18 protein-coding genes and 2 pseudogenes are annotated in these 19,987 nt (G+C 68.1%); 6 read left to right on the top strand and 14 right to left on the bottom strand.

The genetic code is table 11. The features are described from left to right. Positions 1–105: 105 nt before the first annotated feature. Positions 106–852, bottom strand: a complete 747-nt coding sequence (locus IM25_RS20315) for a TetR/AcrR family transcriptional regulator (protein ID WP_006554456.1) — start codon at positions 850–852, stop codon at positions 106–108. Positions 853–925: 73 nt separating this feature from the next. Between IM25_RS20315 and IM25_RS20310 the strand changes: the two genes are divergently transcribed. Further along, positions 926–1,315 carry a VOC family protein gene (locus IM25_RS20310; protein WP_006554455.1) on the top strand — a complete coding sequence of 130 codons (390 nt, stop codon included), beginning with the start codon at positions 926–928 and terminating at the stop codon, positions 1,313–1,315. Positions 1,316–1,327: 12 nt separating this feature from the next. Here IM25_RS20310 and IM25_RS20305 read toward each other — a convergent pair whose 3' ends face one another. Further along, entirely contained in the window at positions 1,328–1,765 is a 438-nt protein-coding gene (locus IM25_RS20305) for a VOC family protein (protein ID WP_006554454.1), read from the bottom strand. A 1-nt stretch (position 1,766) separates the two neighbouring features. Continuing rightward, positions 1,767–2,339, bottom strand: a complete 573-nt coding sequence (locus IM25_RS20300; protein WP_033097774.1) for a DinB family protein — start codon at positions 2,337–2,339, stop codon at positions 1,767–1,769. 61 nt (positions 2,340–2,400) lie between these two features. Here IM25_RS20300 and IM25_RS20295 point away from each other — a divergent pair, with 61 nt between their 5' ends. Next, positions 2,401–3,366: a helix-turn-helix transcriptional regulator gene (locus IM25_RS20295; RefSeq protein WP_033097775.1), complete on the top strand. Its 966-nt coding sequence runs from the start codon at positions 2,401–2,403 to the stop codon at positions 3,364–3,366. Positions 3,367–3,406: 40 nt separating this feature from the next. Beyond that, positions 3,407–4,372 (top strand): endonuclease/exonuclease/phosphatase family protein, encoded by a 966-nt coding sequence (locus IM25_RS20290; RefSeq protein ID WP_065996311.1) that lies wholly within the window; start codon positions 3,407–3,409, stop codon positions 4,370–4,372. 69 nt (positions 4,373–4,441) lie between these two features. On the opposite strand, the gene IM25_RS27500 is transcribed toward IM25_RS20290, so the two are convergent. The 5 genes and pseudogenes from IM25_RS27500 to IM25_RS20270 all read right to left on the bottom strand — a co-directional run bounded on the left by IM25_RS27500 (position 4,442) and on the right by IM25_RS20270 (position 8,484). Next, on the bottom strand, positions 4,442–4,720 hold the full coding sequence (locus IM25_RS27500) for a hypothetical protein (RefSeq protein ID WP_230810182.1): 279 nt from the start codon (positions 4,718–4,720) through the stop codon (positions 4,442–4,444). Then, positions 4,650–5,480: an alpha/beta hydrolase gene (locus IM25_RS20285; protein ID WP_331712433.1), complete on the bottom strand. Its 831-nt coding sequence runs from the start codon at positions 5,478–5,480 to the stop codon at positions 4,650–4,652. Before IM25_RS20285 ends, IM25_RS27500 begins: the two co-directional genes overlap by 71 nt. Before the next feature lie 201 nt (positions 5,481–5,681). Next, positions 5,682–6,518: pseudogene (locus IM25_RS20280) on the bottom strand (thiolase family protein); the annotation flags it as partial. A 40-nt stretch (positions 6,519–6,558) separates the two neighbouring features. Beyond that, a pseudogene (locus IM25_RS20275) lies at positions 6,559–6,765 on the bottom strand (Zn-ribbon domain-containing OB-fold protein); the annotation flags it as partial. Positions 6,766–6,831: 66 nt separating this feature from the next. Beyond that, positions 6,832–8,484, bottom strand: a complete 1,653-nt coding sequence (locus IM25_RS20270) for an MBL fold metallo-hydrolase (protein WP_006554447.1) — start codon at positions 8,482–8,484, stop codon at positions 6,832–6,834. 167 nt (positions 8,485–8,651) lie between these two features. On the opposite strand from IM25_RS20270, the gene IM25_RS20265 reads away from it, so the two are divergent. The 3 genes from IM25_RS20265 to IM25_RS20255 all read left to right on the top strand — a co-directional run bounded on the left by IM25_RS20265 (position 8,652) and on the right by IM25_RS20255 (position 11,274). Next, positions 8,652–9,779, top strand: a complete 1,128-nt coding sequence (locus tag IM25_RS20265) for an NDMA-dependent alcohol dehydrogenase (RefSeq protein WP_006554446.1) — start codon at positions 8,652–8,654, stop codon at positions 9,777–9,779. 52 nt (positions 9,780–9,831) lie between these two features. After that, a complete protein-coding gene (locus tag IM25_RS20260) occupies positions 9,832–10,644 on the top strand; it encodes a serine hydrolase domain-containing protein (RefSeq protein WP_006554445.1) in 813 nt (270 codons plus the stop codon). A 123-nt stretch (positions 10,645–10,767) separates the two neighbouring features. Beyond that, positions 10,768–11,274 (top strand): DUF3145 domain-containing protein, encoded by a 507-nt coding sequence (locus IM25_RS20255; RefSeq protein WP_065996308.1) that lies wholly within the window; start codon positions 10,768–10,770, stop codon positions 11,272–11,274. A gap of 112 nt (positions 11,275–11,386) precedes the next feature. On the opposite strand, the gene IM25_RS20250 is transcribed toward IM25_RS20255, so the two are convergent. The 6 genes from IM25_RS20250 to aceE form a co-directional block, all read right to left on the bottom strand. Continuing rightward, positions 11,387–12,820: an acyl-CoA carboxylase subunit beta gene (locus IM25_RS20250; protein WP_065996307.1), complete on the bottom strand. Its 1,434-nt coding sequence runs from the start codon at positions 12,818–12,820 to the stop codon at positions 11,387–11,389. A gap of 91 nt (positions 12,821–12,911) precedes the next feature. Then, a complete protein-coding gene (locus IM25_RS20245) occupies positions 12,912–14,168 on the bottom strand; it encodes a KasA/KasB family beta-ketoacyl-ACP synthase (RefSeq protein ID WP_162836414.1) in 1,257 nt (418 codons plus the stop codon). Then, on the bottom strand, positions 14,165–14,443 hold the full coding sequence (gene acpM / locus IM25_RS20240; protein ID WP_006554441.1) for a meromycolate extension acyl carrier protein AcpM: 279 nt from the start codon (positions 14,441–14,443) through the stop codon (positions 14,165–14,167). Before acpM ends, IM25_RS20245 begins: the two co-directional genes overlap by 4 nt. Before the next feature lie 120 nt (positions 14,444–14,563). Next, entirely contained in the window at positions 14,564–15,481 is a 918-nt protein-coding gene (locus tag IM25_RS20235) for an ACP S-malonyltransferase (RefSeq protein ID WP_024101330.1), read from the bottom strand. A gap of 128 nt (positions 15,482–15,609) precedes the next feature. After that, positions 15,610–16,923: a PucR family transcriptional regulator gene (locus IM25_RS20230; RefSeq protein WP_006554439.1), complete on the bottom strand. Its 1,314-nt coding sequence runs from the start codon at positions 16,921–16,923 to the stop codon at positions 15,610–15,612. Between the two features lie 66 nt (positions 16,924–16,989). Beyond that, positions 16,990–19,839, bottom strand: coding sequence for a pyruvate dehydrogenase (acetyl-transferring), homodimeric type (aceE, locus tag IM25_RS20225; RefSeq protein ID WP_033097778.1), 2,850 nt, complete (start codon positions 19,837–19,839; stop codon positions 16,990–16,992). Positions 19,840–19,987 lie beyond the last annotated feature (148 nt).

The raw sequence follows: 19,987 nt of genomic DNA, 5'->3' as shown, positions 1-19,987 counted from the left end.
TACGCCGTGGCCGGCACTGCAAAGGCGATTGCGGCACAACCGAGCACGCCCGCGGCGAATCGCTTCATGAAATCCTCGAATCTCTCGTACGAACCTTCGGGGAAATCATTCCCCGGTGGGTCGTACCCCGCCATTCGAGACGAGCGGTTCGAGCCCGTCGAGGACGCGCTGCAGCCCGAACTCCCATGCGTGGTGCGGGCTGTAGGCGGCGTTCATCTCTGCTCCGGCGGCCGCTCCCACCCGCTGTGCGAGGGGATGGTCGTCACCGAGATAGTGCGCGAGTCGCTCGTTCCATCGCGCCCAGGCCTCGCCCATGTCGGCGGCGTGCGGATCAGGTCGTCGGGCTCGGGCCGCACCCCGCACGAAGTCCGCGACGAACGTGAGCGCGGCGTCGCGATCGATGTCGCCGAGGGGCGTGCCGTCGAAGGCGTGGAGTTCGTGGTCGTACTTCGCGATCGTGCCGGGGCCGAGGGCCGTGCGCTGATCGTCGACGTCCAGCAGCCACCAGTGTGCGGCGTAGTGCTCGAGTTCGGATTCGGCGACCTGCCGTACCCGATCCCGCCACGACGGGGACTCGTAGGGCGGCCGGGGTTGCCGGGCGTGGACCCGATCGACCATGAGGACGAGGAGGTCGTCGCGCGACCCGACATGGGTGTAGAGGGCCATGGCGGAGACGCCCAGATCGGTCGCGAGGCGACGGATCGTCACCGCGTCGAGGCCCACCGCGTCGGCGACGGTTACCGCAGCGTCCACCGCGGATGTGGTGGTGATCTTGGCTTTCGGCCCGCGGGAACCACCGGTCGGCGCGTCGGGATGCTCGCGCCACAGCAGGTCGATCAGATCGCGCGCCATAAATGCCTCCCGAAAACTCGCTCTCGGGAGTACTCTATACGCCGTACAAGGTTTCTGCTCTGGGGGAGGTCCTATGAAAATCAAGTCCACAGCACTGTCGCTCAACGTCGCCGACACTGCCGCATCGGCAGATTTCGCGATCCGGCACTTCGGTTTCACCGAGGAGATGTCGGCGGACGGATTCGTCTCGTTGACTCACCCGGACGCAGGATTCAACATCGTGTTCCTGCGTACCGGGCTGTCGACCTTCAAGCCGGAATCCGTCGCCGGCCCGGCCGGTCAGGGCATGCTCATCGCCTTCGTCGTCGACGACGTCGACACCGAGTTCGCGCGCATCGCGGAAGCCGGTGCGACGGTCGTGACCAAGCCGGAGACCGAGCCGTGGGGTGAACGGTACTGCCAGTTCGCCGATCCGAACGGGATCATCTGGCAACTCGTCCACTGGGTCTCGGAACCGGCCTGACCATGCGAAGTCTCAGTCGAGGCAGAATTCGTTGCCCTCGGGGTCGGCCATGACGATGTGGCCGGCCCCGAACGGCGGCGCCGGGTCGTGACGCTCCAGGCGCGTGGCCCCGCGTGCGACGAGCCGTTCGGCCTCGGCTTCCAGGGCAGCCATGCGCTCGGCGCCGTCGAGTCCGGGCGCGGCACGCACGTCCAGATGCATCCGGTTCTTGGCCTGCTTGCCCTCGGGCACCTTCTGGAAGAACAGCCGGGGCCCTGCCTCGTCCGGGTCGACGATGCCCGACGCGTCGTTGCGTCGTTCGAGTGGCACCCCCATCGCGTCGAGCGCGTCGTCCCACGACACGAAATTGCCGGGCGGCTTCTGGAGTTCGTAGCCGAGGGCGTCCGCCCAGAAGTCCGCGAGAGCCGCGGGATCGGCGCAGTCGAACGTGATCTGGATGTCGCGGGCCATGTCAGCTCGCCTCCTGTCGGGCGCGGGTATGGGTGTGCAGGTAGTGGTCCCTCAGAAGACAGACCTCGGAAAGATGATGGATGAGTTCGCGGTGGATGTGCAGGACCAGCGCGCCCATCGGGTACTCGGCGTACGGTCCTTCGGCTTCACCGCACGGTCGGGCGAGTCCGTCTTCCCCGAGGGACTCGACGCCCGCAATCCACGTGGCGAGTTCGGCATCGAGCTGGGCGAGGGCCTCGTCCGCGGTCGCTGCGTACTCGAACGACATGTAGTCGGTGGCTGTGCGTCCGAAATGGCTCGCGTTGCGCATCGCCAGCACGCCGGCGATCACATGCCCGAGCCGCCACGCAATGGTCGTGATGGGCGGCGGATCCGGTTCGGGGACCGCGAAATCGATGGTCATCGCCCCGGCGCCTCCCAGTAGGGGAGCGGTGCCCGTCCCGCGCGGCCGAACACTCCAGCAGTCGAGTGCGGGCTCGAAGAAGTATTCGTCGTCGGTGAGGCCGTCGAGGCGACGGCGAACCGGATAGTCGAGTTGCTGTCGCAGTAGGTGGTTCCAGTCGAGTTCTGTCATGGCACCAGGTTGGCGCATATTCCGGACAGCTTCGGTCCGTGATCCGTGCGACTATCGTCGTGTGACCGTCGAGTCGACCACCGAACGGGTTCTGAGGGTGCTTGCGCTGTTGCAGAGTCGCCCCTCGTGGACCGCTGACGAACTGGCTGCGGAACTCGGCGTGACCGATCGCTCGGTGCGCCGCGACGTCGATCGGTTGCGCGCCCTCGGCTATCCCGTCCGCGCGACCCCCGGTGTCGGCGGTGGTTATCAGCTCGGTGCCGGCACGAGACTGCCGCCGCTGCTCCTGCACGACGACGAAGCGATCGCCACGGCGGTGTCGCTGCGACTGGCGTCGGGCAGCACCATCGCCGGTGCCGCCGAGGCGGCCCTGCGCGCACTGGCAAAGCTCGATCAGGTGATGCCGCCGCGTCTGCGCGCGGAGGTGCGGGCGATCTACGGGGCCACCGAGACCGTCGTCGGCGCGGGCACCGAGATCGACGCCGACACGCTGCTGGCGTTGGCCCGCGCGTGCCGCGACGCGACCCGTGTGCGGTTCCGGTACACCACCCGGCAGGAGGCGGACGACGAGCGCACCGTCGAACCGGTGCGGATGGTCGCTGCCGGACAGCGCTGGTACCTCATGGCATGGGACGTCGATCGCGACGACTGGCGCACCTTCCGGCTCGACCGGATGCGCGACGTGTCCCTCACGACCTGGCGGTTCCGGCCGCGGCAGCATCCCGATCCGGTGTCGTACGTCCAGCGGTCCGTGACGGAGTCGCCCTACCGGTACATCGCGCGGATCCGCCTGCGGGCGGACGCCGGCCAGGTGCGCGACATGGTGCCGCCGCAGGTCGGGCGGGTCGAGGACGACGAGGACGGGTGGTGCGTGCTCGTCGTCGGCGCGGACGACCCGGACTGGGTCGTGATGCACGTCGCGCGAATGGGTTTCGAGGCGGTCGTCCTCGAGCCACCGGAACTTCGGGCGGCCGCGGACCGGCTCGCGACGCACCTCGCCGCGATCGCCTCCCGCTCCGATCGGTGACGGGTCCTCGCGCACGCGACCTGCGGCATGGTTGTGTGGCGTGGTGACGGCGAAGTGGCTCCGGCTCGGATCGGACGTTCTCGGGTGGACGGCAACCGCGACAGGCGCGGTCGGTCTCGCGCTCCACTTCGGTAGGTGGTCGGCCCAACCCTTGGTGCTCGCAGCGTCCGGCGCGTCGTATCTGATGGCCGGTGCGGTGATCGGGCTGATCGCCTTTGCCGTCCGTCGACGCCTATTCGGGGCCCTCGTTGCGGGTGCGATTGCTGCGACTGCGGTCTGGACCCAGGCGCCTCTCCACGTCGCGACGGCTGCGGCCGGTGCGGGTCCCGATATCACCGTGATGCACGCGAACATTCTGTTCGACAGGGGTGCCGATCCCGAGGTCGTCGTGTCCCGGGTCCGGGACCGCGACGTCGACCTGCTCACGGTGAACGAACTCACCTCTGCGGGGGTCGATGGACTCACCCGTGCCGGTCTCGACGAGCTGTTACCCCATCGGTATCTCGTCCCCGGAGAGTTGGCGTCGGGAACGGGGATCTGGAGCCGATTTCCGCTGTCGGACACCGTCGAACACGACGGATTCGTCTTCCGTCAACTCTCTGCGCTCGCGGACGTACCGGGAGCGGGACCGGTCGCGGTCCACGCGTTCCACCCGGTCCCACCGGTGTTCGACGCGCAGGACTGGGCTGCCGAACTGTCACGGTTGCAGGACATCCTCGATCGATCTCCGGCCGACGTCCCCGCAGTCGTGGGTGGCGATTTCAACGCCACCTACGACCATGCGCAGTTCCGCGCGTTGCTCTCGGGGCGTTTCGCCGATGCCGCGGAGCAGGCGGGAGCGGGGGCGGTGCGTACCTATCCGACCGACAACCCCGGCCCGCCGCTGGTGGCGATCGATCACATCCTCGTCGGGAACGGGACGGCCGTCGCGTTCGACTCCGACGACCTTCCCAGGGCGGATCACCGTTCGGTGGTCGCCCGGATCCGGTTGGACCCCGGCGAGTGACGCCTCGGGATCAGGCCCCCCGGCGAGTGACGCCTCGGGATCAGGCCCCCCGCGAGCGAAGCCTCGCGATCAGGCCTCAGCGCCCATCGACTCGGCGAGGATCGGCCACGCCTTGCGCGGGTCGTCCTCCCAGTAACCCCACGAATGCGTTCCGTCGGCATCGAGTTCGGCCGTGACCGGGATGTCGAGCGCTTCGAGCCGGTCCACCAGCTGGTGCGTGCAGGCATTCGTGGCGGCCTCGATCGCTCCGCCTGCGACGATCTGCGTGGCGAACGATTCACCCGCCGCGCGTTCCTGACCGGGGACGTCGTACGTGCCGGGCAGACCGTTGCGGCTCGACAGGTACAAGGCCTTGCCGCGCAAGCCTTCCGCATTGAGGTAGACGTCGTGCTCGGCCCAGCGCGGACCCGTCGGCCGGACCCCACATGCTCTCGACGTCGCCCTTGCCGCGGCGCTCGACGACGAGCCTCACGTACAGCTGACCGACCGGATCACTGGTGCGCACGCATCCGCTGAGGGATGCGACGCCGGAGTACAGGTCGCCGCTCCGGATCGCGAGGTCCAGCGCGGAGCCGGCACTCATGGACATCCCGATGATCGACTGCTTGCCGTCGGCGTCGAGCAGTTCGTCGACGACGGGCGGCAGTTCCTCGAGGAGGAAGGTCTGCCACCGGTTGCGACCGAGAACCGGATCGTCGAGATCCCAGTCGGTGAAGTAGCTGAAGTTGCCGGTGGCGGGGATGACCACGTTGACATTCTTGTCCGAGAAGAACTCGGCGATGTCGCTGCTCTCCATCCACCCGGTGCCGTCGATCACCCCGACACCCGCGCCGCCGAGAGCGTAGACGACCGGCCGCGGCTCGCTCGGATCGGCCGGACGCAGGACGTCCAGGGGGATCACGGTATCCACGGCCGGGGAATAGACGCGGACCGTCCAGTGCTGGTCGGTCACCTCGTCGACGCCCTCGACGTAGGCGGTGGCGGGCTCGGCGTCGGGTTGCTCGGGATCGGCGTGCGCGGTGGCGGTGCCGAACACGAGCGACGAGAGGCCTGCGAGACCGACCGCAAGGCTGCGGAAGCCACGACGGGACACGACGGATCGACGCACGGATGAACGCCTCGACTCGAAGTGATGCCGAGAGTCGTCCCCCGCGTTCGACTCGCTGAGCTGGACAGTACCTTCCTCCGGTTGCGAAAAGTGCCTCGGGGCGCTGTGATTCCGGCCTCGCGGTGTCCCTGGGACGAGTTCGGCCACCGCACTTGGGATCTCGTGCGGCGACCGAACTTTCGTGCGGTTACGTGGTGCTCGGAGTGACAGGATCGATGCGGCTGCGGTGCCGGGGCACCGTGGACTTGGGCGAGGCCCACCTTCGGCTCGCCCGGAATCTGCCGCTCGCCGGCCGGACCGCGCAGCTGCAACACCAGTTCGTGGACCTGGCGGATGCCGGAGACGTCGACGGGTTCACCGTTGACGATGAGACCACCCGTCGGTGTTCGCAGGGAGGGATCCGCCGATCGCGGTGGCTCCCTCGACGCCCTCGGGGCCGATGCCGACGCCCTCGGGGCTGGTGCCGACGCCCTCGAAGGCGGCCTTGGCTGCGTAGACGGTGGGGGAGACGTCCTCCTCGACCGACGCCCACGTCACACGGACCTCGTACGCGCCGTAGGCGCGCGTGCGAATCGCGTTGGAGCGCAGGTAGACCGGCGTTTCGGTAGTGTGCTTCGACACCAGATCGCCGCGGCACATGATCACCGCTGCGGCAGCCTCGTCCGGCGCGCAGAACATCTTCGCCGTGAGCGGGTAGTTGAGCATCGGCGACGACAGAATGTCGTCGATGTTGAACTCCGTGCGGCGGAAGGCATTCGGGTTGAGGCCGCCGTTGCGGTAGTTCTTCGCCGCGACCCGTGCGAGCGTCTTGTGCGAGATGTTGTGGTCGATGGCGTAGCGGTTCGCCTTCATGCCGAAGAACTTGGTGGTGACGAACTGTCCGTTCTCGGCGTACCAGGCGGGCAGACCGAGCATGGCGGGATCGGCGGTGAAGCGGACGTCGCGCACGTGTTGAACACGTTGGTGAAGGGAATGCCGGTTGGCGCCGAATCTACCGAACGGGTGAAGGCCCACCCCGATGATGGCAACGTCGTTCACGATGTCGGGAACTCCTCGATGGGATGTGTGCGGATCAGATCGGCACGAAGCCCTGCGTGGTCCATGCCACGAGCGTGCCGCGACGCGGCAGCAGCAGCTCCGAGAAGTTTGCCCCGCTGCACCGGGGGGGGCAACGCGGCTGGGTGGGCCATGTGGTCGCGGAGCAGTCGTCGCAGCGGCTGCCGATGAGCTGCGGGTTCTCTGCCGGCCACGTGGATACGTCGGGCGCGAGCGCCTTCGTCGTCATGGTTCGTCCTCCGTTGTCCGATGCCGATGCGGCGGCCCTCGCCGCGGTCGAACATGAGGATCACGCTCAGAAACGGCGCCTCCGGCGGGGCGGAGGCTTGCGCCGGCCCGGCCTCGAGTGGCGCCGGTGCTCCTCCGGGGTCTGGGCACCCGTGCGGTATTCGTCGAGCACCTTCCGCATCGCAGCGATCGCGCGCTCCCGGGTGCGCGGGTCGTCGATCTCGAGCAGCTGGTCGCGCAGACCGGTAGCGAACTCGGCGTACTCGTTCTGCCAGTCGCGGCCGACGTGCACCGGCGCCGGGGGTGCGACCGTGGCGATGTGCTCGGGCGGACCGCCCGCCACGAGCCGGTATCGGGCGCCGATCTCCGGGACGACCACGTTCAGTCCGGCATCGAGGTCGTGCAGCGCCGCCGTGAAGGCGGCGAGCGCATCGGGTTCTCCGTGGTCGAGGAAGACTGCACCGGAGATCGGCGCGCGTTGCCCGACCCATTGCACCAACTCGCCGCGATCGGCGTGTGCGGAGTAGCTGTCGATCCGCCGGATCCGTGCCCGGACATCGATGTCCTCACCCGAGATCCGGACCTTCGAGGCACCCTCGAGGATCACCCTGCCGAGCGTGCCTTGCGCCTGATAGCCGACGAAGAGCACCGTCGAGTCGGGGCGGGCGAGGTTGTTCCGCAGGTGGTGCCGAACCCGTCCCGCCTCGCACATCCCGGAGGCCGCGATGATGATCGCGCGATCGTAGCTGTCGATCCGCATCGATTCCTCGGCCTCGGTGGTGTACCGGATGCCCGGATGGCGGAAGACGTTCCGGCCGTCGAGATCCTCGAGTTCTCCGGCATGTGCGGCGAAGACGTCGGTCGCGCGGATCGCCAGCGGGGAGTCGACGAAGACCGGCACCCCCGGAATACGCTCGTCATCGAGCAGATATCCGATGTCGAGCAACAACTCCTGGGTGCGTTCGAGCGCGAACGACGGCACGATCAGGTTGCCGCCCCGCCCGAGTGCCTCGTTCACCTCCCGGGCGAGGAGGTCGCGGCGCTCGGCGATCGTGAGTCGAGGGCGTGAGCGGTCCCCGTAGGTGGATTCGCAGACGACGTAGTCGAGTCCGGTCGGACCTTCCGGATCGGCGTGGAAGGCCTTCTGTTCCGGCCCCAGATCCCCCGAGAACAACATCCGCACACCGCCGGCCTCGATCTCCGCCGAGGCCGATCCCAGGATGTGTCCGGCATTCCACAGGCGGACCCGGAAACCGGGCGCCGGTTCGAACCACTCCTCGAGCGGTATCGGCCGGGCGCGTGAGGCGGCGAGCCGGGCGTCCTCCTCGGTGTAGATCGGGTGGAATTCGGCGCGGTTCGCGCGGTCGCGTCGCCGATTGCGGCGCTGGGCCTCGAACTCCTGGATGCGAGCCGAGTCGGCAAGCATGAACGAGAGCAATTCCGCTGTGGGGGCCGTGCAGAAGATCGGGCCGTCGAAGCCGCGGGCGACGAGCTTGGGGAGCAGGCCGCAATGGTCGATGTGGGCGTGGGTGAGGATCACGGCGTCGACCGACTCCGGGGGGAACGCGAACTCTGCGACGTTCAGGTTCTCGAGGCTGCGGGAGCCCTGGAACAGTCCGCAGTCGATCAGGATCCGCGCGTCGCCGAGTTCGACCGTCGCGCACGAACCGGTGACGGTTCTCGCCGCCCCGTGGAAAGTGAGTTCCGGATTGTCGGACACGGCATCTCCTCGGACGCTCGGGCGGTGGTGACCCGCGGGACTGCCTCTCACCGTATCGAGCGCGGGTGTCCCACCGGACCGGGAAAGCATGTAGAACCTGTTCCAATTCTGTGCGATTGTGGCTATCGTCACGTGCACAACCGGCAATGCGATGGAGGGCGAGCCAGATGAAGACCAAGGGTGCAGTGCTGTGGGGCATCGACGAACCGTGGTCCGTCGAGGAGATCGACCTCGGCGATCCCGTCGCGGGCGAAGTGCAGATCCGCATGGAAGCCGCCGGCATGTGCCATTCCGACCATCACATCGTCACGGGCGCAACCCCGATGCCGTCCTTCCCCGCCATGGGTGGTCACGAGGGCTCGGGCGTGATCACCAAGGTCGGTGAGGGTGTGGTGGGTCTCGAGGTGGGCGACCACGTCGTGCTGTCCTTCATCCCTGCGTGCGGACGGTGTCCGTCCTGTTCCTCGGGGCACTCGAATCTGTGCGACCTCGGGGCGGGACTGCTCGGCGGCCAGGCGATCTCCGACGGCACCTACCGCATTCAGGCCCGCGGCGAGAACGTGATCGCGATGTGCCTCCTCGGCACCTTCTCGCCGTACATGACGGTCAACCAGAGCCAGGTCGTCAAGATCGACAAGGACGTACCCTTCGAGCTCGCGGCGCTGGTCGGCTGCGGCGTGCCCACCGGCTGGGGTTCGGCGACGAACATCGCCGAGGTCAGGGCCGGCGACTCGGTCGCCATCATCGGCGTCGGCGGTGTCGGCATGAGCGCTCTGCAGGGCGCCGTCGCCTCGGGTGCGCGCCACGTGTTCGCGATCGACCCGGAGCCGTGGAAGCGGGAGCAGGCGCTCAAGTTCGGTGCCACCCACACCTACGCCTCCATCGAGGAGGCCATCGTGCCCATCATGGAGATCACGTGGGGCCGCATGTGCCACTCGACGATCATCACCGTGGGCGAGATGAAGGGCGAGCTGGTCGATCCGGCACTGACACTCACGGCCAAGGGCGGCCGGTGCGTCGTCACGGCGATGGGCTACATGTCCGACATGGACGTCAAGCTCAACTCGTTCCTGCTCTCGATGCTGCAGAAGGACCTCAAGGGCAACATCTTCGGTGGCTGCAACGCGCGCGTCGACATCCCCAACCTGCTCGACCTGTACAAGTCCGGTCAACTGAACCTGGCCGACATGGTCACGCGTACCTACACCCTCGAGCAGATCAACGACGGATACCGGGACATGCTCGAGGGCAGGAACATCCGCGGCGTCATCCGCTACACCGAAGCCGACTGGTGACCGGTACCGACCGGTGACCCCGCGCCGCCGGGGCGTCTCGTAGGCTGATCGCGTGCACAGCCTCGATCTGCTCAGCGACTGGCCTGTCGACCGTTCCGCCGCCGCGGTGGTGACCCGCGACGGCGGAACGGTCGCGTCCAGGGGAGACCTCGACGAGGTCTTCCCACTCGCATCCGTGACGAAGCCGCTCGTGGCGTACGCCGCGCTGGTGGCCGTCGAGGAGGGCGCGATCGAGCTCGACCAGCCCGCGGGCCCCGCGGGGTCGACGGTGCGCCACCTGCTCGCCCACGCCTCCGGTCTGGCGTTCGGTGAGCGCACCGTGCAGACCGAACCCGAACGGAAGCGGATCTACTCGAGTGCGGGCTTCGAAGTGCTTGCCGAACTCGTCGAGACGGAAACCGGTATCGAGTTCCCGGAATACCTCCGGCAAGCGGTCTTCGAGCCGCTCGGCATGCCGTCCTCGTCCCTGCCGGGGCCGGCGGGTCACGGGGCGCAGTCGTCGGTCGCCGATCTCGCGTTGTTCGCGCGCGAGCTGCTCGACCCCGTGCTGGTCTCGCGCGAAACCCTCACCGAGGCGACCAGCGTGCAGTTTCCGGGTCTGAACGGACTCGTGCCCGGTTACGGGATGTTCAAGCCCAACGACTGGGGCCTCGGATTCGAGATCCGCGGTGAGAAGAATCCGCATTGGACCGCCACCGGTAATTCACCGCGTACTTTCGGTCATTTCGGTCAATCGGGCACATTCATTTGGGTAGATCCCGAAATTTCCGTCGCCGCTGTGGTACTTACTGATCGTGCGTTCGGAGACTGGGCCAAACCGCTCTGGCCTGCCCTCGGAGACGCGATCATCACCGAATTCACATGAACCTCTCTGGTTCGCTGGCGAAACACACGCCACACGGGCACACTTGTACGCAGCCTGCATGGAGAAGCCTTGGTCGACGAAGGTCGTTGGGGAAGACGTCCTGGTCGAACCGGAGGTGAATGTATGCGCGCATCCAACCAATTCGCGGATGCCACGGCGGGGGTGATCTATGTCCACTCCTCACCGGCGGCGGTGTGCCCGCACATCGAATGGGCACTGGCCGACATCCTCGACTGCCGGCCCGATCTCTCGTGGACGGGCCAGCCCGCCGCACCGGGGCTGCTGCGCACCTGCGTCGACTGGGTCGGGCCCGTGGGCACGGCCGCGCGACTGGCCGACGTGCTGCGGTCGTGGCCGATGCTCCGCTTCGAGATCACCGAGAATCCCAGCGAGGGCGTCGACGGCGAACGTTTCAGCTACCCCCCCCGACTGGGTCTGTGGCGCGGGTGCACCAGCGCCAACGGCGACATCGTCGTCGGAGAGATGCGTCTGCGCGCCATGCTGTCCTCCGCCGATGTCACGAGCGAACTGCACCGCGCCCTCGGAACGGCATGGGACGAAGAGCTGGAGCCGTACCGCAGCGGCGACGAAGGCGCTCAGGTGACGTGGCTCCGCCGGGACGTCGGCTGACCGCGGTCCGCCGCCCCGGCGACGCGACCGGAACGCACCCCACATCTTCCTGATACGAGAACACCGGCACCGCTCCGAGGAGCGGTGCCGGTGTTCTCGTGCTGTGTCCGGATCAGAGCGGAATATTCTTGTGCCGTCCGCGAACCGCGGGTGCGGCGGCGAGCGCGGCGGCCAGGGTGCTGCGCGTGGTGGCGGGATCGATCATCTCGTCGACCACACCGATGGCCATCGCACGACCGACGCCACCGGCGATCGCCTCGTGTTCGGCGGCGAGACGGTCGTGCAGCGCCTCACGCTCTTCCTCGGGAGCCGCGGCGAGGGCCTTCTTGTGGAGGATGCCCACAGCGGCCTTCGCGCCCATCACGGCCACCTCGGACTCCGGCCACGCGTAGACGGCGGTGGCCCCGAGCGCCCGGGAGTTCATCGCGATGTACGCGCCGCCGTAGATCTTGCGCGTCACCAGCGTGACACGGGGAACCTTCGCCTCGGCGAACGCGTGGAGCAACTTGGCGCCGCGTCGCACGACACCCTCCCACTCCTGGCTCACACCGGGAAGGTAACCAGGAACGTCGACGATGACGACGAGCGGAACACCGAAGGCGTTGCACATCCGCACGAAACGCGCTGACTTCTCGGCGCTCTCGGAGTTGAGGCAGCCGCCGAGGCGCAGCGGGTTGTTGGCGATGCCCCCGACCGTGCGGCCGCCGAGACGGCCGAAGCCGGTGACGATGCTGCGGGCCCAGCCGGCCTGCAGTTCCTCGAAGGAGGACTCGCCGTCGACGTTGTCGAGCAACTGGTGGACGATCGGCCGCACGTCGTATGCGCGTCGCGGCGACGCGGGCATCAGCGCCCGCAGGTCGGTGTCGCCGAGTGTCGCTGCGACGACGTCGAATTCGCCCTGATCGGCCAGCATCGACACCAGGCGGCGGGCCCGGTGCAGGGCGTCGGCCTCGTCGTGCGCGGCGATGTGCGCGACACCGGACTTCTTGGTGTGCGTGTCGGGGCCGCCGAGCGACTCCATGTCGACCTGCTCACCGGTGACGCTGCGGACCACGTCCGGTCCGGTGACGAAGACACGGCCCTCGGGGGCCATGATGACGATGTCGGTCAGGGCCGGGCCGTAGGCGGCCCCGCCGGCCGCGAAGCCGAGAACGACGGAGATCTGGGGGATCAGACCGGACGCGCGGACCATGGCCTCGAAGACCAGGCCGACGGCGTGGAGGGCTTCGACGCCCTCGGCCAGACGCGCGCCACCGGAGTGGAAGATGCCGACCACGGGGATCTCGTGGTCGATGGCGTGGTCGATGGCGGAGACGATGTGCTTGCATCCCTCGACGCCCATGGCTCCGCCCATGACGGTGGCATCGGAGCAGTATGCGACGGTGCGGATGCCGTCGACCTCGCCGACGGCGGCGAGGACGCCCGACTTGTCGCGGGTGTGCAGCAGTTCCAGGCTGCCCGGGTCGAACAGTTTCTCGAGACGGGCCAACGGATCTCTCGGGTCCACCGTCGTCTCACGCAGGGTGGCTGGATCCAGGATGGTCATCGGGTGCTCCTCGGGCAGACGCGGTGGTGGTGGGCTGCGGTGGAGGCTCCGGGTGGAGCCTCCACCGCATGGGGCGCAGCGGCGTCGACGGTCAGGCGCGACCGAATGCGAGCGCCACGTTGTGCCCACCGAAACCGAACGAGTTGTTCAGCGCGAAATCGATCCGGCCGGAACGTGGTTCGCCCTTGACCACGTCGAGATCGATCTCTGGATCCTGGTTCTCGAGATTCAGCGTGGGCGGGATGACCCCGTCACGCAGAGCCAGGACCGTGAGTACTGCTTCGAGTGCACCCACCGCACCGATCGAATGACCGAGCGCGGACTTGGGGGCGTAGATCGCGGCGTGGTTGCCCACGGCCGCGTTGATGGCCTTGGCTTCGGCCACGTCGCCGATCGGGGTGGCCGTCGCGTGCGCGTTGACGTGCCCGATGTCGGCCTTGGTGAGCCCGGCGGTCTCGATCGCTCGCCGCATGGCCCGAGCCGCTCCCGTACCTTCCGGATCGGGGGCGACGATGTGGTAACCGTCGGAGGTGATGCCGGCGCCGAGGATACGAGCGTGGATGGTCGCTCCGCGTGCCTTGGCGTGCTCCTCGCTCTCGAGGACCATCAGTGCGCCGGCCTCGCCGAAGACGAAACCGTCGCGGTCCTTGTCGAACGGACGCGAGGCGCCCTTCGGGTCCTCGTTGCGGGTGCTCAGCGCCCGCATCATCGCGAAGCCCGCGGTGGCGACCGCGTCCAGCTGACCCTCGACACCACCGGTGACGACGATGTCGGCGTCGCCGAAGGCGATCATGCGGAACGCGTTGGCGATCGCCTCGGATCCGGACGAGCACGCCGAGACCGGGGTGATGACCCCTGCGCGAGCACCGAGTTCGAGCCCGACGGTGGCCGACGGTCCGTTCGGCATGATCATCTGCACCGCGAAGGGCGAGACCTTGCGGTAGCCGCCGGCACGGAGCTTGTCGACGGCGTCGATGAGCGACTCGCCGCCACCGAGGCCCGTACCGATGACCACACCGAGACGGTCCTGGTCGACCTCGGGGCTGCCGGCGTTCTGCCAGACGGTGCGCCCGAGGGTGAGCGCGAGGCGCTCGACGAAGCTCATGCGACGGAGTTCCACCCGGGACAGTCCCTCGTCGGGGCTGACCTTCAGGGTTCCGCCGATGCGCACCGGGAGGTCGAACTCGTCGACGAATCCGCCGTCGATGGTGCCGATCCCGCTCTCACCGGCCAGCAGTGCTTTCCAGGTGGCGTCCACGTCGCCGGCGATCGACGTCGTAGCCGCGAGGCTGGTGACGACGACGTTGCGGAGTGCCCGAGGAGAAGGGGAGGTCACAGCAGAACTCATTCGTTGTCGTTCGTGGCCTGAACGCCTGCGGCCTCGAGCTTCTGGATGTAGTTCACGGCGTCACCGACGGTGCGCAGACCGGCGAGATCCTCGTCAGGGATCTTCACGCCGTACTTGTCCTCGGTCTGGACGGCGATCTCGACCATGGACAGCGAGTCGATGTCGAGGTCGTCGACGAAGGACTTGTCGACGGTCACCTCGGAGGGCTCGATGCCGGTGACCTCTTCGATGATCTCCGCGAGACCGGCGATGATTTCTTCCTGGGTGGCGGCCACGATGTGGCTCCCTTCTCGATCTGTCGACTATGTCGTTCGAAACCGGCCGGATGTTTCCGGTCGGGGGTCCGGGGAGGTCCCGGTGAGGTGCCCGTGCTGTGCGACGGCGCGCGCAGCAACCTAACCGAGTTGAAGACTTTCGGCCAGAGCGGAGATCTCCGCGGGGGTCTTGAGGGCGACGGTGGGCGTGCCGCGCATCTCGCGCTTGGCGATGCCCACCAGCGTGCCGGCGGGGGGAAGCTCGACGATCCGGCTCACCTGCGCCGCGCGCAGGTAGGCGGTGCACAGGTCCCACCGGACGGGCCGGGTGACCTGAGCTGCGAGACGTTCGAGGGCGTCGGCTCCGGAGGTGACGGGCTTGCCGTCGTAGTTCGACAGCAGCGTGTGCGTCGGATCCGATGGTGTGATCTTCGCCGCGGCGGCAGCCACGGCGTCCTGGGCGGGTGCCATGAATCGGGTGTGGAAGGCACCGGCGACCGGCAGGGCGCGGACGCGGGCCTTCTCGGGCGGGTTCGCAGCGAGTTCCTCGAGCGCACTCAGGCGCCCGGCTGCGACGATCTGACCGGCCGCATTCATGTTTGCGGGGGCCAGATCCAACTCGGCGAGGCGCGCGAGCACCTCGTCCTCGGCGCCGCCGAGGACGGCGGACATTCCGGTGGGTTCGAGGGCGCAGGCGCGGGCCATCTCGGCTCCGCGGACGGCGGCGAGGGCGACGGCGTCGTCGGCGCTGATGACACCCGCGATGGCGGCCGCTGCGAGTTCGCCGACGGAGTGGCCGGCGACGATCGTGTCGGCGGGCACGAGGCCGCGACGGTCGAGATCCTCGAAGGCGAGCAGGGCGGAGGCCACCACGAGCGGCTGGGTCACCGCGGTGTCGGTGATCTCCTCGGCGGTGGCAGTGGTGCCGAGACGCGCGAGATCGAGTCCCGCCGTCTGCGACCACCGGTCGATCCGGTCGCGCGCTCCGGACTGCTCGAGCCACGGGGCGAGCATTCCGGGTGTCTGAGACCCCTGGCCGGGGGCAAGCAGCGAAATCACGATCACCAGGGAACACCGCGAACGGGTGCCTGCGAGATGTCGGTAGCGATGAAAGGTTGCCCCTCGATTTGTAGGGTTCCCACAAATCTGCACGTCGGTGCTCGCTATCGGTGGAAAGGCCGGGGACGTTACGTGTCCGATTCGCGAATTGTGAATCGTGTGACAGGTGGTGCAGGCGATCTCAATTCGTTATGGCTTCGTGCCAGGCGGCCTACCGTGGCAGCGATTCGAAGCACGTACGCATCGCGAGGATTTGTGGGATCCCGACCCGTTACTTCTGTGATCCGCTTCAATCGATACCGCACGGTATTTGGATGAACAAACAGCTTCCGGGCGCAAGTCTCGACAGCGCCCCCACTGTCGAGGTATGCGTCCAGCGTGTCCGCGAGGGACGGCCCGGCGGCTGCGAGCGGGGCGACGACGAAGTCCTCGAGCGCGGCGATCGCGCCGGGATCACCGAGCAGCGCACGTTCGGGCAACAGCTCGGCGGCGTGCACCGGCCGGGGAGCCCCCGGCCACCCCACGACCGCCTCCATGCCGGCGAGCGCTTCGACGGCGGAGACGTGTGCGGTCGCCAGCGTCGGTGTCGTCGGACCGATCACCACCGGATCGTCGGAGAACGCGCGCATCAACTCGGAGCGGAAGTCCGCCGCGTCGACCGTCCCGTGCAGTTCACCGCTGACCACCATCACCAGGCGTTCGCCCTGCACCACCGCGAGAGCCGCGCGACCGTGCTCCTGGGCGACGGTGTGCACGGTGGTGATCACCGAGACGCCCTGGTCGGGCGGGGGAGTACCGACTATCACCGTCGCCGGGGCGGTCGCGTCCCAGTTGAGGGTCGCGGCCCGCGACTGCATGTCGGGCCCGGTGTCCCCACGCACCACGGCGTCGACGACGAGGGCCTCGAGCCGCGTGTCCCAGGCGCCCCGCGACTCGGCCGCCCCCGCGTACACCGCCGCGGCAGCGAAACCGAGCTCGCGCCCGTACCGCAGGATCGCCTCGGTGAGCGCCACGAGCTGTTCCTCGTTGCGGGCGAGGGCCGGCAGCCACTGCTCGAAGAACTCCATCGCCGCGCGGACCATGTCCACCGTCTGGCGCAGCGTCAGTCGCCGGGCGAGATCCTGCGGGATCATCTGGAAGGCGTCGAGGCTGAAGCGCAGGTCGCTGTCGGGATTGCGCACCCACTCGAGGAAGTCGACCACCGACGTCTGGATCACCAGCTGCACGGTCGACCGCTGCGACGCGTCGAGATCGGCGAAGAAGGGCAACTGCTCCTGCATGACGTGTACCGCTTCGGTGGACAGTCGCCCCGAGAACTGCTTGACCCGACGGAGCAGCGCGTCGGGCAGCGGTGCCCGCTCGGGACGGGACGGCGGTACCGGGCGTTCCCTGTGAACGCCCGGTACCTGCCCGGTCCGGCGGGGTTGCGGCTCGTCGACCATGGGACGAAAGTACCCGGCGCCCGCGACCCGGCCGGTCACGCCACTCGGACGTGACCGGCGGACGGATCAGGCGACGCCCGGATCCGCCATCGAGACCGGGGCGGCCGTCACGTCGTCGATCTTGTAGGTGCGGGCCGCCTCGACGGCCTTCTCACGATCGATCGCGCCTTCGCGGCCGAGTGCCGAGAGCACCGCGACCACCGTGGACTCGGCGTCGATGTTGAACACGCGGCGGGCGGCGCCACGGGTGTCGGAGAAGCCGAAGCCGTCGGCGCCGAGCACCGTGTAGTCGCCCGGAACCCACTTGCGGATCTGATCGGGCACCGCGCGCATCCAGTCGGACACCGCGACGAACGGACCCGCCGCGTCGTTGAGCACCGACGCGACGTACGGCACCGAGGCTTCCTCACCGGGGTTCAGCAGCGCCTGGCGGTCGCACTCGACGCCGTCGCGGCGCAGCTCGCCCCACGAAGTGACGGACCAGACGTCCGCGGACACTCCCCATTCGTCGGCGAGCATCTTCTGCGCACGCAGCGCCTCGGGCATCATCACGCCCGAGACCAGGATCTGCGCCTTCGGACCCGACTCCGGTCCCCGCTTGTACAGGTAGATGCCCTTGAGAAGGCCCTCGACGTCGAGATCCTCCGGCTCGGCCGGCTGCGAGTACGGCTCGTTGTAGATGGTGATGTAGTAAAAGACGTCCTCACCGCCGAAGCCGTCGACACCCTCCGTGCCGCCGTACATCCGCCGCAGACCGTCGCGGAAGATGTGGGCGATCTCGTAGGAGAACGCCGGGTCGTAGGTGACCGCGGCCGGGTTGGTCGACGCGAGCAGCAGCGAGTGCCCGTCGGCGTGCTGCAGGCCCTCACCGGTCAGCGTGGTGCGACCGGCCGTCGCGCCGAGGGCGAACCCGCGTGCCATCTGGTCGGCCGCCGCCCACAGGCCGTCGCCCGTGCGCTGGAAACCGAACATCGAGTAGAAGATGTACACAGGGATCATCGGCTCGCCCTGCGTTGCGTAGGACGTCCCGACCGCCGTGAACGACGCCGTCGAACCGGCCTCGTTGATGCCCTCGTGCAGGATCTGCCCGACTTCGCTCTCCTTGTAGGCAAGCATCAGATCGGCGTCGACCGAGGTGTACAGCTGACCGTTGCGGTTGTAGATCTTCAGCGACGGGAACCACGAGTCCATACCGAAGGTGCGGGCCTCGTCCGGGATGATCGGCACGATGCGCTTGCCGATCTCCTTGTCGCGCAACAGTTCCTTGAGCACACGGACCGTCGCCATGGTGGTGGCGACCTCCTGCTTGCCCGAACCCTTGCGGACGACGTCGTAGGTCTTCTCCGCGGGCAGCGCCAACGGCTTCGCGGTGGTGCGGCGCTCCGGAAGGAAACCGCCGAGGGCCCGGCGACGCTCGAGCATGTACTGGATCTCGGGCGACTCGAAGCCGGGGTGGTAGTACGGCGGCATCTTCGGATCCTTCTCGAGCTCTTCGTCCGAGATCGGGATCCGCTGGATGTCGCGGAAGTACTTGAGGTCCTCGAGGGTGAGCTTCTTCATCTGGTGGGTCGCGTTGCGGCCCTCGAAGTGCTTACCGAGCGTGTAGCCCTTGATGGTGTGCGCGAGGATCACCGTCGGCTGACCCTTGTGCTCCATCGCCGCCTTGTAGGCCGCGTAGATCTTGCGGTAGTCGTGGCCACCGCGCTTGAGGTTCCAGATCTGCTGGTCGGACAGGTCCTTGACCAGTTCCTTCGTCCGCGGGTCGCGGCCGAAGAAGTGCTCGCGCACGAACGCGCCGTCGTTGGCCTTGTAGGTCTGGTAGTCGCCGTCGGGGGTGGCGTTCATGAGATTGACCAGTGCGCCGTCCTTGTCGGCGTGCAGCAGGGCGTCCCACTCGCGGCCCCACACGACCTTGATGACGTTCCAGCCGGAGCCGCGGAAGAACGACTCCAGCTCCTGGATGATCTTGCCGTTGCCGCGCACCGGGCCGTCGAGACGCTGCAGGTTGCAGTTGACGACGAAGGTCAGGTTGTCGAGACCCTCGGTGGCCGCGACGTGCGCCAGACCGCGCGACTCCGGCTCGTCCATCTCGCCGTCGCCGAGGAACGCCCAGACGTGCTGATCGGAGGTGTCCTTGATGCCCCGGTCGTGCAGGTAGTGATTGAACCGTGCCTGGTAGATCGCGTTCATCGGGCCCAGGCCCATGGACACGGTCGGGAACTCCCAGAAGGTCGGGAGCAGGCGCGGGTGCGGGTACGAGGGCAGGCCGCCGCCGAGCGAGGCGTGGCTGTGCTCCTGACGGAAGCCGTCGAGCTGCTCCGTGCCGATGCGGCCCTCGAGGAAGGCTCGGGCGTAGATACCGGGGGAGGCGTGGCCCTGGATGAAGACCTGGTCGCCGCCGCCGGGATGGTCCTTGCCGCGGAAGAAGTGGTTGAAGCCGACCTCGTACAGGGCGGCGGACGACGCGTAGGTGGAGATGTGACCACCGACGCCGACACCCGGGCGCTGCGCGCGGGTGACCATGATCGCCGCGTTCCACCGGATGTACGCGCGGAAGCGACGCTCGACCTCCTCGTCACCGGGGAACCACGGTTCGCTCTCGGTGGGGATGGTGTTGACGTAGTCGGTGGAGGTCAGGGCGGGAAGGGAGACCTTGCGCTCGTTGGCACGCTCGAGCATGCGCAGCAGCAGGTAGCGCGCGCGGGTGGGGCCCGCGGCCTCGAGCATCCCGTCGAACGACTCGAGCCACTCTTCGGTCTCCGCCGGATCGATGTCCGGCAGATAGGAGGCCACACCCTCGCGGATCACCCGGACACGGTTGTCCTTGGTCGATGCCGGCTTGGCCGAGGAATCCGGTCCCGACGCGCCCGGTGCGGCGCCTTCTCGGGAGTCGGATCCGTGGATCAGGTCTGTCAACGTCTGCTCCTCATCGTGGTGGGCGCGTAGGTGGAGCGCCCTCTCCGTCGGCCGGCTCTTGTGGGAGCCGACGCAATCGACATCTGAACATGATGCACCCCTCATCTTCCCCCATCCGCGACGAAGGATCACGCCGTGGCCCGGCCAA

It is taken from the genome of Rhodococcus sp. p52, assembly GCF_000763325.2.
Lineage (GTDB): Bacteria > Actinomycetota > Actinomycetes > Mycobacteriales > Mycobacteriaceae > Rhodococcus > Rhodococcus pyridinivorans.
The sequence above is the reverse complement of the archived record's forward strand: the minus strand, read 5'-3'. Positions and strand labels throughout refer to the sequence as shown.